The sequence below is a fragment of the Bacillus cereus genome, assembly GCF_002561295.1.
GTDB classification, from domain to species: Bacteria; Bacillota; Bacilli; order Bacillales; family Bacillaceae_G; genus Bacillus_A; species Bacillus_A cereus_S.
Genome location: NZ_NTUG01000032.1, coordinates 44,470 through 57,524, shown reverse-complemented (window position 1 = coordinate 57,524; position 13,055 = coordinate 44,470). Strand labels below are relative to the sequence as shown.

Below are 13,055 nucleotides of genomic sequence, written 5' to 3'. Positions count from 1 at the left end.
AGATAAACTGCCCGTAAAGGCCCGATTGGTGAAGGCTAATAATCAGTGGGGGATGAGGAAAACCCCCACTGATTAAAGTTTCACTTTATTGTATTTCGCATATACAAATTCGCAAGTGAGAAATAAGAATCCTGCTTTTTAATCATAAAAAAAAGGCAACATTCATATAGAACGTTGCTTGCAACAATGTTGCATAAGGAGGGTAGCTTGTTTCATAGGGATATTGTCCTTGTATAGCCTAGAATGGTGATTTGTTAAAAGGCTAGTTTTACTAAGACAATGGATGTTACTTCCTAGTAACATCAGAAAAATTGTTTACAAATGATTCTGTAGCCCTCACAGGGACCTATCACAAAATGGTGAAGTGATAAGTGAGAGTAAGCAGAACATTGTTTACAAATTTTATTATAGAGATGTTTCATGAATTTCATGTAAATATTTGGTGAAGATTGTGTAATTTTATCCCGCATTAACGGGCAGTAAGACCCACACCTCAAGATTCAGAGGGAAACGAGGAAGATAGGTGGNNGTGGGGGATGAAGCCCCCCCACTGATTAAAGTTTCACTTTATCATATTGTTTATAAAAAAAAGACGCTGGTGTTACTCAGCGTCTTTTTTTTCTTCTTTAATAGCGGTTTTTACTTCGCCTGTTTTTATTTTGTTGCTTTCAGAGAAACGAAGTAAATCTCCCTCGATGAGCTTATCAGACATGCGCAGTTCATTTTGAGCACGATCGATCATCGCTTGAGCTTCTTCTTTTGGTACTTCTACGACTTCACCAGTTGCACGGTCATAGAATTTGCTGTTTGTATACATATACTTGTCTGTAACAAAACTACCGTCACGAAGAACAACGAATCCTTTATTATCTGGTGAGAATACGTCATGACCAAAGTGAATGTCATTGCTTGAATCAACACCAAGTAAGTTTAAAATTGTTGGTTTAATATCAATTTCACCAGTTGGTTTTGAAATTGTTTTACCTTCTTTTTGACCTGGAACGTGAATGAACATAGGTGTTTTTTGTAAGTTCATCTGATCAAATTCTGTAATTTCTTCTTTTCCTAAGAATTGAGCCATTGCACGGTTATGATTTTCAGAAATACCGTAGTGGTCACCATAGAAGACGATAACAGAATTGTCATAAAGTCCTTCCGCTTTTAGACGTTCAATAAAGTTTTTCATTGCTTCGTCTAAGTAACGAGCTGTTACCATGTAATCATCGAATACGCGATCACCGGAGTTGTAAGGTTCAATTAATTTTGTGCCATCATCATAAGTAAATGGATAGTGATTGGTTAAAGTAAGGAAACGAGTATAGAATGGTTGTTTCACTTCTTTTAACATATCGATTGATTGATTAAAGTACTCGATATCTTTTAATCCCCAGTTCAATTTTGTCTCTGGAGTAATTGTATAGTCAAGTTCGTTATAGTAACGATCGTAACCAAGTGCAGGATACATGATATTACGGTTCCAGAACGTTGCGTTATTAGCGTGGAATACAGCTGTGTAATATCCTTGCTGACGCAGAATTTCTGGAGTTGCAGTATATTCATTATTACCGTGTGTAAAGAATACAGCACCGCGATCTAATGGATACAATGATGTATCTACTAAGAACTCAGCATCAGATGTTTTTCCTTGTCCAGTTTGGTGGAAGAAGTTATCGAAGTAATAACTTTCTTTTGCAAATTGGTTTAAGAATGGTGTAACTTCTTGCCCGTTTACAGTTGCACCGATTAAGAATGTTTGCAAGGACTCAAGAGAAACGACAATTACGTTTTTCCCTTTTGCTGTGCCATACATATTTGGGTCTGGTTTACTTTGCGTTGTTTTTACGTAGTTTTCTGCTTCTTGTAATTTACTACTATCAGCGAATGCTTTTTGTGAACTTGATTTTGCTTGCAAGCCAAGATCATATATTTGGTGTGTATATAGACCTAAGTTTTTCACGAGCATAACACGGTCGAATGAACGTGTTAATAATTCTGGACGCTCAGTTTCTGCAAGTCCTAAGTTTGCAAAGAAAATAGCAACCGTTGATACGAAGTATAAAGAACGCATTGGACGTGATACGCGCTCAGTTTGTGCAAAGTCTTTCTTTTTCTTTAATAGTACAAAGAAAAAGATAATATCAGCAAATGCGACGATGATTTTGTAGTTAAGCAATTCTTTCACACTGGATCCTAGTTGTCCAAAGTTGGATGTTTGCCCAAGTACTGGTAAAGTAACGAAGTCATTGTAGAATCCGTAGAACATTACGTTACCAACAAGAATGATTGTTAAAACAAAGTCAATTCCAAGTGCTATATAGTTTCGTTTCTTTCCTTTTGCAAATAATGCAAGACCCACAAACAGTAATGATGTTGCTAATGGGCTAATAAATAAAATAAATTCTTGCATGAAAGATTCAAGTTTTAAATCAAAACTCGTACGCGTTATGATGTAAGTTTTTAGCCATACAGCCAAAGCAACGAACAAAGTAAAACGTACATTTAGAAATTGTGATTTTAAAGATTCCTTCATCCATTCCACCCTTTCTCTATCAGGCTTGGTCGATTTTGGAGCGAAAAAAGCTAAAATAAAAAATACATAGTTTTCTTGGCCATGAGTAGAGGTTTCTGTATCCTCATATACGACTTTAACTATGCATACCCTTTTGGTTTCCTGTTATTTCTTTTGTTGATTCACAAGCATAACGTCATTTCTGTATTATACAACAAAATTCAATTCTTAGAAACACTATAACATTTTACAGTTTTTGTATTTTTTATTGTTGCTGCCAGAGAAAACTTTAACATTGGTTTATATGCTCGTCAACTAGAAAATATAACAAAGACAATAAAGAATAGTAAGAGAAATAGAACATTTTATGTTGAGAAATATTGAGAGGAAATATATAAACCCTCTCTTTTTAGAGGGGAGAGAGCGTCCGCCGAAGGGTAGAATCGTTTTGTTCCCATGCTGTGTTAAAACAAAGGGAGTAGGCTTTTTGTTTTTATAACCTTAATATATATGTTGAAAAAAAATATATATGAGCGGGAAGCAATGGCGAACGCTTGTTCTTTTCTTTTTTCTCTGTTACAATAAGTTTTTATTGATAAGTTATGTGTATATTTGATGAACACTCAATTAACTAATGAAGCTAGTTCTTTAGTTTTGAAGGTATATCTACTTTTTTCGTATAATGAAAAAAACAAAATATGGAGGCCTTTTATATGGAACGAAAATTTTCAGTTGAAGCTTTTTGGAATAAGGTGAAACATGTGGCGAAGCAAGCAGGACAATCGGTTATTTATGCAAGCTTATTGCTGTTTTACGTTATGCAAAGACCGGATGTTCCCAAACGGGTAAAGGCAATTATTATTGGAGCGCTTGCTTACTTCATTGCTCCAATTGATGCAATCCCAGACTTTTTAGCTGGAATTGGTTATACGGATGATTTAGGCGCATTAACAGCCGCGCTTGTGCAAGTGTCGATGTACGTAAATGAAGATGTAAAAGAAAAAGCACGGGCGAAATTAGCGGATTGGTTTGGTTCGGATATAGACACGTCGTTTATCGATCGAAAATTAGGTCAATAGGTGAGAACTGTCACAAATGACAGGGCGAATATAAGCGAGGTAGTGTACTATGCCATCAGGAAAAACACATACGAAAATAAACTTACTTTCTCTTCCAATTGTTTTGTTTATGCTTGTTTCGTATGGATTAACAAATTTTGATTTTTTACTCACTTTTGCGATAGGATTTCTAGTCGGTACATTCTTCTTAACGCCCGATTTAGATATTCATAGTAATGCTTATAACAAGTGGGGTTTGCTTCGTATTTTTTGGTATCCGTATCAATGTGTAATGCCGCATCGTTCTTTTTTAACACATACAATTATAATCGGGGATCTCATTCGTATACTGTATATGCTTCTTGTCTTTTCTCCATTCTTATACATATTAAATAAAACGTTATTAGAAGGAAGATTACTTGAGATTGCAAAGGAACATGATGTTGCTTTAACAACATTTGTAATGGGAGTCATTGCTGCGAGTACACTCCATATTATAGCGGATCGATTAAATACACGCCGAAAAAGGCTGATGAGACGAAAGAAAAAGAGAAGAAGATAGGGCACTTGCGAATTGCAAGTGCTTTTTTATGCGTCAAATGTTCATGTGAGTTTTAATCAAACGTTTGTTTAAAATAATGGGGGAGGGATGAAATAGACTTTTTTCCTATTTATAGGACTTATCCGAAAATGTTATTTAACGAAAAAATTAGAAAATTAACTCAAAAAATCTTTTTTAAATAAAAATGATATGGTAAAGTATAAATACAAATATTTGAAAACGTTTTCTGGAAACGTTTTTATTTTTACCTTAAAGGTATGATGACCTGGTAGTCTATTGATAGGCTTTTTGGGGAAAACAGGGGATTACAGAAAGGGAGAGGACAATGGGGACATGGACACAAGTTTACGATCCGTTCGGTAACATTTGGGTTTCCGCAGCGGTAGCACTTATTCCAATTATCTTTTTTTTCTTGGCTTTAGCAGTGTTTCGTATGAAGGGGTACGTGGCAGGCTTTATTACAGTTGTATTAACAATTTTAGTTGCACTATTTGCGTATGACATGCCGTTTACAATGGCGATGGCTGCAACTGGATACGGCTTCTTATATGGGTTATGGCCAATCGCATGGATTATTGTGATGTCGGTATTTTTATATAAGATTTCTGTTAAGACAGGTCAATTTGATGTGATTCGTGCATCGGTACTATCGATTACGAATGATCATCGTTTACTCGTTATTTTAATTGGTTTTTCATTTGGCGCATTTTTAGAAGGCGCAGCAGGGTTCGGGGCACCGGTAGCAATTACAGCAGCGCTTCTTGCTGGCCTTGGTTTAAATCCGTTATATGCAGCTGGGCTTTGCTTAATTGCAAATACAGCGCCGGTAGCGTTCGGAGCAATGGGAATCCCAATTACAGTTGCGGGGCAAGTAACGGGTATTGATGCCCATAAAATCGGACAAATGGCAGGGCACCAATTACCGTTCTTATCATTATTTGTTCCATTCTTTATCGTATTTTTAATGGATGGCTTTAAAGGTATAAAACAAACATGGCCTGCATTATTTGTAGCAGGTAGTTCATTTGCGATTACACAGTTTATTACAGCAACGTTTTTAGGGCCGGAACTTCCGGATATTACATCAGCACTTGTCAGCTTAATATGCTTATCGTTATTCCTAAAAGTATGGCAACCGAAAGAAATTTATCAATCTAATCAAGCGAACGCCGAAGTGGCAGCGGCAACGACAGCTTCATCTATGCCGAAATTAACAGTTGGAAAAGTTGTAAAGGCTTGGTCACCGTTTATTATTTTGACAGTTATGGTTGTCATTTGGAGTCAAGGGTTCTTCAAAGCATTATTTGCTCCGGGTGGGGCTTTAGAGAGCTTCGTATTGAAGTTTGAAGTACCAGGTTTGCACAATTTAGTAATGAAAGCAGAACCAATTGTAAACAAACCAACACCTTATGAGGCGATATTAAAATTTGATATTTTATCAGCAACAGGAACGGCGATTTTAATTGCATGTATTATCTCAATTTTTGTCCTTAAAATGAGTGCAAAACAAGCAGTTGAAACATTTAAAGAAACATTGCAAGAATTGAAAATGCCAATTCTATCTATCGGTTTCGTATTAGGATTCGCATTTATCGCAAACTATTCTGGCTTATCATCAACGCTTGCATTAGCGCTAGCTGGAACAGGTGGATTATTCCCATTCTTCTCACCATTCCTTGGTTGGATTGGTGTATTCTTAACAGGATCAGATACATCAGCAAACGCGTTATTCTCGAACTTACAAGCGATTACCGCACAGCAGATTGGTGTATCAGAAGTATTGCTTGTTGCTGCCAATACAACAGGTGGTGTAACGGGTAAAATGATTTCTCCGCAATCGATTGCAATTGCGTGCGCAGCAGTAGGTCTAGCTGGAAAAGAATCCGATTTATTCCGCTTTACAGTGAAACATAGCTTATTCTTCGTCATCATTGTTGGGATTATGACATATGTACAAGCCTACTATTTAACGTGGATGATACCGTAAATAAGAAAAAGATGCCCAGCGCATGCGGGCATCTTTTTTAAAATATATCGACCATTTCTCTTAATATATCGGCGGAAACTACTAACATATCGACTATTCGACAAAGGATATCGACCAACCGACAAAAAACGATATGTAAAAATTAGAATCCATGCCTTTGCATTTTTCAGATTATCGTGTATGATGGGAAAGTATTGAAAATTAAATCAGTGATAAACTAGGGGTGCCCAAGCAAAGCGTGGGCTGAGAGAGAAGCGCAATAACTTCTTAACCCTTTGGACCTGATCTGGCTCGTACCAGCGTAGGGAAGTTAACGGCTTTACATAATTATGTCTTTATGAGCCAGGTCCTTGTTTTACTATGGACCTGGCTCTTTTTATTTTGGCATGCGCTGGCCACTAGTTCTTGTCCTCATCACGCTAGGATCGAATTGTTTGGAAGTTGACACAAGGTTCCAAGTAAGTTCGATTCGTCTGAAATGATAAAGGGGAGGAAACAAAAATTATGAAGCAATCTGTTTCAGCTGAGCAAATCGAATTGAAGTCGAGTTTACCAGGGAGTAAGAAAGTCTATGTGGATGGCCCACGTGAAGGTATGAAAGTGCCGATGCGCGAGATCGAGCAAAGCGATACAAACGGTGTGCCTAATCCAGCAATTCGTGTGTATGATACAAGTGGTCCATATACAGATCCAGAATACAAAGTGGAGCTAGAAAAAGGGATTCCAACTCCGCGCCGCGGCTGGATTGTTGAGCGTGGAGATGTGGAAGCGTATGAAGGGCGTGAAATTAAGCCGGAAGATGATGGTGTGAAAGCTGCATCTAATCATACGCCTGTGTTTCCGCAAATGGATCGTAAACCACTTCGTGCAAAAAAAGGCGCAAATGTAACGCAAATGCATTATGCACGCCAAGGTATTATTACATCTGAGATGGAATATGTTGCGATTCGTGAAGGGGTAGAGCCGGAGTTTGTACGTAAAGAAATTGCTGAAGGACGCGCTATCCTGCCAGCAAATATTAACCACCCAGAAGCAGAACCAATGATTATCGGACGCAATTTTCACGTGAAAGTAAATGCGAATATCGGGAATTCTGCGGTTTCTTCTTCTATCGCGGAAGAAGTAGAGAAGATGACATGGGCAACGCGCTGGGGCGCAGATACCATTATGGATTTATCGACAGGGAAAAATATTCATACAACTCGTGAGTGGATTATCCGTAATGCCCCTGTACCAGTTGGAACAGTGCCGATTTATCAAGCGTTAGAAAAAGTAAATGGCATTGCTGAAGATTTAACGTGGGAAGTGTACCGTGACACGTTAATCGAACAGGCAGAGCAAGGCGTTGACTATTTTACAATTCATGCTGGCGTACTACTTCGTTACATTCCAATTACAGCAAAACGTACAACAGGTATTGTTTCCCGCGGTGGTTCGATTATGGCGCAGTGGTGTTTATTCCATCATAAAGAAAACTTCCTATATACGCACTTTGAAGAAATTTGTGAAATTATGAAACAGTATGATGTTTCGTTCTCTTTGGGAGATGGATTACGTCCAGGTTCGATTGCAGATGCAAACGATGAAGCGCAATTCTCTGAGCTTGAAACGCTTGGTGAATTAACGAAGATTGCATGGAAGCATGATGTTCAAGTCATGATTGAAGGACCAGGACATGTGCCAATGCATTTAATTAAAGAAAATATGGATAAAGAACTTGATATTTGCCAAGGTGCACCGTTCTATACGCTTGGACCTTTAACAACGGATATCGCACCTGGATATGACCATATTACATCGGCGATTGGTGCAGCGATGATTGGCTGGTTTGGTACCGCAATGCTTTGCTATGTAACGCCGAAAGAACACTTAGGCTTGCCGAACAAAGACGACGTTCGTGAAGGAGTTATTACGTATAAAATTGCGGCACATGCAGCGGATCTTGCAAAAGGACACAAAACAGCGCAACAACGTGACGATGCACTTTCAAAAGCTCGTTTTGAATTCCGTTGGCGCGATCAATTTAACTTATCTCTAGATCCTGAACGTGCGATGGATTTCCACGATGAGACATTGCCAGCAGAAGGGGCAAAAACAGCTCATTTCTGTTCCATGTGTGGTCCGAAGTTCTGTAGTATGAGAATTTCGCATGACATTCGTGAATATGCAAAAGAAAATGATTTAGAAACAACAGAAGCAATTGAAAAAGGTATGAAAGAGAAAGCGGCAGAATTTAAAGAAACTGGCAGTCATTTATATCAGTAATGCAATGTAAGGTTTTTTCAGGGTATTTGCCCCCTCGTTCAATTAAGAAGGAGGGGTAAATGCCCGCAAATTGCGGGAGATATGTAATGCTCCCAAAACACCTCTTTACTTGATTGATCACGTGTACCTAACTTAAATATAGAAGAAGCCCCCTTTGCTAAGACGGTAGCAAAGGGGGCTTTTGTTTTTAGAGCGAGAAGAAGAGTTGTACCCAGTAGAATAATAGGAATAATGTTACGACTGTTGAGAGCGGGATAACAATTAAAGATACACTTAAATAATCTTTCCATTTCACTTTAATTTTATTTTGTTTTAAGATGTACATCCAAATGAGGGAAGCGAGTGTACCGATTGGTAATAATAGCGATCCCATATCACTACCAATAATATTTGCGAGATAAATTGTTTTTAGCGTAACTGGATCAAGTCCCATTTCAGTTAATGTAATGGTACCGATCATGAGTGCAGGGTGATTGTTAAAGACGTTAGATAGGATAGAAACTAATCCGCCCATTGTAAAGCTCGCATATAGTAGATGTTGGTTAACAACTGGTTCAAGCCATCTTACAAGCAATTCTGTCAATCCTGCATTGTGCAGACCGTAAATGATAACATACATGGAGAAGGCGAAGATTAGAATATGCCAAGGTGTCTTTTTTAAGATATCGATAGGGTTTGTGCGTAAATAGTACCATCTCCAAACAAGAAGAATGAGTGAGCCCAGTACAGCTACAATTTCAATTGGTATAGATAAGAAGGAAGCGACGAAGAGAAGACAGCGCATAAGGAATACGAAAAGCAATACTCTTAACATGAATTTTGTCCGCTTTTGTTTTGTATCAACGGAATTTTTTCCTTTTAAAGGATGGAAGTTTTTCGTGAAGAAAATTTCTTCAATATCATAAGAAGAAACAGGCAGTTTTTCTGGCAATTTTCTCTTTAAAACGGTGTACATGAGCCATGACATAAAGAGTAATCCTAGTGTTGCAGGTACGAACATCATTGCTGTGTGCATATAAAGCGTCATATTTACGATATTTAATGCGATTAAGTTTACAATGTTACTTACACCAATTGGTGCACTTGAAGCAGTAGCAATTAAAGCACCACTTAGTAAATAGGGGATTTGTTGGTGTGGTTTTAGTTGAAGGTTTTTAAGAAGTAAAATTAAAATTGGCGTTGTAATTAAAATACTGCCGTCATTGTTAAAGAGAAGCGTCATAAGGAAACATAATAATTGAATGTACCAGTATAAACGGCGACCAGAACCCTTTGCTAGATTTGCAAGTTTTGCAGCTGACCAATGGAAGAAACCGAAGCTTTCTAATATAACAGCCATAACGATCGTTGCTAAGATGGTAATGGAGGCGCCTCCTATTTTACTAATAATATCCATAACATCTGGTTTGGATACAAGTCCTGTAAGTAGAATGATGCCCGCGCCAATTGCTGCGGGCCATGCTTCATTCAAACCTCGTGGCCGCCAAAAAATGACGATCATGGTTAAGAAAAAGACGATGATAGTAATCAATATTTCAGTACTCATTTTTAGCCTACCTTTCTTGTTTACTTGACCAATATTAAGCTTGTCTCAAGTTTATATGGCATTATATTCAAAAAAAAGAAAGAGGAACTAGGCATATATCTGAATCTAGTGAATATGTGTATTTGATGATAGAAGGCAAATATAGATGTGAGAGAAATAACTAGTGGTTTTGGATAGAGAGAAAGGCCTAGATCAAAACAAAAAACCTTCCGATTTTCTGGAACGTAGGGGCGGTCGTGCATCATGTGTCTTCATTATCATAAAAAAGAAGCTACTCTTTGCACACTTCTTCTCAGTAAATGTTTGGAGTAGCTTCTCATTTCGTTGTTATTTTTCTTTGAGGAATGTTCGATCCTTTAAGAATAAATTCCAGAAGAAGATAAAGCCTGGAAGTAAGATGGCGATGCCGATTGCATAGAGAATGAGCAGCGCATAGAATGTTTCTTTCGTTGTAAAGCTTGTGAATACAGTAACGTCCGGATAAATGATATACGGTAAATGTGCGACGCCATAAGCGTAGCTTGCAAATGCATACTGTGCAACAACTGCTAAAACAGCAATCCGTGGCCAACCGAGTGCACTATATTTTTTATTTGTCCACCAAAGCGAAGAATATCCGATGACAAATAAAATAATAGAAACAGTAAACCATGGAAATTGTTTAATTAAGCCTTGCATGAGCCAATGTGTTTCTGGATCCATCACAACAAGAGCGATGATGGCTGTAACGAGCGTTGCGGGGCCAAGTATGATGGCGTTGCGTCTGTAAAGCCGATACGAATCTTCTGATCCTTGTTCTCTCGCAAAGTCAGCTAGAAATAGAGAGGATAAAAACAATTCAGAAGTTAATCCGAATAGCATATAGCAGTATATAACAGGACTGGACAAAAGCTTTCCATATAGGAGAACTTCTTTTCCGCCAGTAGTTGTAATATAAGCGCCTTCCGTTACAGGTAAAACGGTAATTAATAAAGCTGGAATTAAGAGTCCAGTAATACCTGAAATAAGACGAAGCAGATGTTCATATTTTGGGACAGAATAGGCGAATACCATAAATGTACTACGAATGGCAACGAGCACTAAAATTAACATAACGGGTACGAACATCACTGTTGCGAGGGTGAAGGCCGCTTTTGGAAAGAAACCGAGAAAAGCAACAACAACAAAGACAAGAAATGTATTTGTTATTTCCCAAGTCGGTGATAAGTACCGGTTGGCAAGTTTAGCAGCAAGTGTTGGATGTTTTGCATACACCATGCCCCAAAAGCCGGCTCCAAAATCAATGGACCCTAAAATGCTATACACGAAAATAAGAGCCCATAAAATGATAATCGCAATACTTTCCTCATGCACGAGAATCGCCTCCTTGCGGCCTTAGATCATTTTTCAATGGATGCCTTTTAAAGAACGTCCTTAGCACGAAAATTGTTAAAACGCCAAGACCGATATATAAAATGATGAATAAAATAAATAACGGTCCGACGAAATCAGCACGCGTCGCAGCATCCGTTGTGCGCTGCATCCCATAAATGGTCCATGGTTGGCGACCGCTACAACTAAAAATCCACCCGAACTCAATACCAAGCATCATTACTGGACCACATGCAGCAGCTCCCCAAAGAAGCCACTTTGGTAATGCTGCTCCTTTTTTTCGATAAATAAAGTACCAATATAAAAGAGAAATTACTGCGACAGCGAATGTGAATGTAGCCGTACCTACCATTAAGTTAAACAATGTATGTGTATAAAATGGTGGCCACGTTTCTCTTGGGAATTCATTCAGTCCTTTGACAACGGTATTAGGATCTAAGCCAACGAGTAAGCTAAGCATGTTTGGAATTTCAAGTGCATAGTTTAACTCAAGTGTTGCAGGATCAACGACGCCGCCGATAGATAAGGGAGCGTGTGATGTCGTATCGAATAATGCTTCAGCTGATGCTAACTTTTCTGGAGAATGTTCGTGTAAGGCGATAGCTGATTCATGTCCAGACAGCCACATAATTGCACCTGTAATACATGTAACGACAAGGCCTAAAAAAAGCCCTTTTTTATGATAAGCAATTTCTCTTGCATCTAAATTTCGTTTCAATAGTTTGAATCCAGCAATAGAAGCAATGACAGCTGCCCCTGTTGCATAAGCGGTAATGACAACATGGAGGGAACTTGTAAAAAAGCTTGGATTAAAGAATGCTTTCCATGGGTCTACGTTAAAGACAGAGCCATCAGGATTCATAGAAAAGCCCGCAGGTGTATTCATCCATGTGTTTGCTGAAGTAATTAACACGGCGGATGCCGTAGCACCCAGCATGACAAAAAAGAGAGAAATTAATCTCATAAATGGCGGCAATTTATCTGCTGCATATACGTAAATGGACATAAATAACGCTTCTAAGAAGAAGGCGAAAATTTCAATTTGGAACGGAACAGAGATGACTTGACCAACAATTTTGGCAAAGCCCGGCCAAAGAAGTGAAATTTGTACACCGACGATTGTTCCGGTAGGAATTGCGACGCCAAGGAGGATGGCGAAAGCCTTTGTCCACCTTTTTGCCATAACAGCATAATCCGAATCCTTCTTCCAGTGGTATAGTACTTCGCTTATAAAAATCATTAAAGATAGTCCGATTCCAAGGGTTGCAAAAATAATGTGGAATGCTAGTGAGGACCCAAAGAAAGCCCGTGACAATGTAACAGTATCCATAACTCTACTCCTCTTCATTTTTGCCATTATTTTCTGATTGGACTGGAAAATTTATTCAAAAAACTTCCAAAAATATATATGTATTTTAAAAAGTTAATGTGATATTATGATTTTGAAATCTTCAGAAAAATAAAAAAGAGAGAAAAATATTTCAGTTGTGTTTTAGAACAAAATCTTTTATAATTCTTATGCGAACGTTAGTTCTGTTTAGATTTTCATTTTTTGTAGAAGGACAAGCAGGAATTTCACGTGAAACGGAAGGGGATGTTAGTATGTATCCTGAAGTCATTAGAAAAATGGCGTTTTCAAAAGAGCATAAAGATTTGTTATTAAAGTTATACAATAAAGAAATTACGCGGCGTGAATATGATCATCTCGTGCAATCACTGTATCGTCCTACGAAAGAGGCCAATTAACGTGTGTAAAA

At 38.1% G+C, this 13,055-nt stretch carries 9 protein-coding genes and 1 riboswitch; of the genes, 5 read left to right on the top strand and 4 right to left on the bottom strand.

All coding sequences use genetic code 11. The features are described 5' to 3' along the window. Nucleotides 1-601: 601 nt before the first annotated feature. A complete protein-coding gene (locus tag CN373_RS17965; RefSeq protein WP_000665064.1) occupies nt 602-2,530 on the bottom strand; it encodes an LTA synthase family protein in 1,929 nt (642 codons plus the stop codon). Between the two features lie 692 nt (nt 2,531-3,222). Between CN373_RS17965 and CN373_RS17960 the strand changes: the two genes are divergently transcribed. The 4 genes from CN373_RS17960 (at nt 3,223) to thiC (ending at nt 8,381) form a co-directional block, all read left to right on the top strand. Further along, nucleotides 3,223-3,588 carry a YkvA family protein gene (locus tag CN373_RS17960; RefSeq protein WP_000439973.1) on the top strand — a complete coding sequence of 122 codons (366 nt, stop codon included), beginning with the start codon at nt 3,223-3,225 and terminating at the stop codon, nt 3,586-3,588. A 49-nt stretch (nt 3,589-3,637) separates the two neighbouring features. Further along, nucleotides 3,638-4,129 (top strand): metal-binding protein, encoded by a 492-nt coding sequence (locus CN373_RS17955; protein ID WP_098359833.1) that lies wholly within the window; start codon nt 3,638-3,640, stop codon nt 4,127-4,129. A gap of 325 nt (nt 4,130-4,454) precedes the next feature. Beyond that, the gene (gene lldP / locus CN373_RS17950; protein WP_000537626.1) at nt 4,455-6,116 is read left to right on the top strand and encodes an L-lactate permease; all 1,662 of its coding nucleotides are present in this window, start codon (nt 4,455-4,457) and stop codon (nt 6,114-6,116) included. A 209-nt stretch (nt 6,117-6,325) separates the two neighbouring features. Continuing rightward, a riboswitch (TPP riboswitch) is annotated at nt 6,326-6,441 on the top strand. Between the two features lie 179 nt (nt 6,442-6,620). Beyond that, nucleotides 6,621-8,381: a phosphomethylpyrimidine synthase ThiC gene (gene thiC, locus CN373_RS17945; RefSeq protein ID WP_098359832.1), complete on the top strand. Its 1,761-nt coding sequence runs from the start codon at nt 6,621-6,623 to the stop codon at nt 8,379-8,381. A 187-nt stretch (nt 8,382-8,568) separates the two neighbouring features. On the opposite strand, the gene CN373_RS17940 is transcribed toward thiC, so the two are convergent. The 3 genes from CN373_RS17940 to CN373_RS17930 form a co-directional block, all read right to left on the bottom strand. Further along, entirely contained in the window at nt 8,569-9,927 is a 1,359-nt protein-coding gene (locus tag CN373_RS17940; protein ID WP_000102494.1) for an arsenic transporter, read from the bottom strand. Nucleotides 9,928-10,254: 327 nt separating this feature from the next. Beyond that, nucleotides 10,255-11,280, bottom strand: coding sequence for a cytochrome d ubiquinol oxidase subunit II (locus CN373_RS17935; RefSeq protein ID WP_000544163.1), 1,026 nt, complete (start codon nt 11,278-11,280; stop codon nt 10,255-10,257). Further along, nucleotides 11,273-12,628 carry a cytochrome ubiquinol oxidase subunit I gene (locus CN373_RS17930; protein WP_000381991.1) on the bottom strand — a complete coding sequence of 452 codons (1,356 nt, stop codon included), beginning with the start codon at nt 12,626-12,628 and terminating at the stop codon, nt 11,273-11,275. The genes CN373_RS17935 and CN373_RS17930 overlap by 8 nt, the downstream gene beginning before the upstream one ends. Before the next feature lie 272 nt (nt 12,629-12,900). Here CN373_RS17930 and CN373_RS25625 point away from each other — a divergent pair, with 272 nt between their 5' ends. Then, complete coding sequence (locus CN373_RS25625) at nt 12,901-13,044, top strand: hypothetical protein (protein ID WP_033664840.1); 144 nt, start codon at nt 12,901-12,903, stop codon at nt 13,042-13,044. Nucleotides 13,045-13,055 lie beyond the last annotated feature (11 nt).

Coding starts and splice junctions, on each gene's coding strand:
- CN373_RS17940 (WP_000102494.1), bottom strand. CDS start 9,927: ATGAGTACTGAAATATTGATTACTATCATCGTCTTTTTCTTAACCATG.
- CN373_RS17955 (WP_098359833.1), top strand. CDS start 3,638: ATGCCATCAGGAAAAACACATACGAAAATAAACTTACTTTCTCTTCCA.
- thiC (WP_098359832.1), top strand. CDS start 6,621: ATGAAGCAATCTGTTTCAGCTGAGCAAATCGAATTGAAGTCGAGTTTA.
- CN373_RS17965 (WP_000665064.1), bottom strand. CDS start 2,530: ATGAAGGAATCTTTAAAATCACAATTTCTAAATGTACGTTTTACTTTG.
- lldP (WP_000537626.1), top strand. CDS start 4,455: ATGGGGACATGGACACAAGTTTACGATCCGTTCGGTAACATTTGGGTT.
- CN373_RS25625 (WP_033664840.1), top strand. CDS start 12,901: ATGTATCCTGAAGTCATTAGAAAAATGGCGTTTTCAAAAGAGCATAAA.
- CN373_RS17960 (WP_000439973.1), top strand. CDS start 3,223: ATGGAACGAAAATTTTCAGTTGAAGCTTTTTGGAATAAGGTGAAACAT.
- CN373_RS17930 (WP_000381991.1), bottom strand. CDS start 12,628: ATGGATACTGTTACATTGTCACGGGCTTTCTTTGGGTCCTCACTAGCA.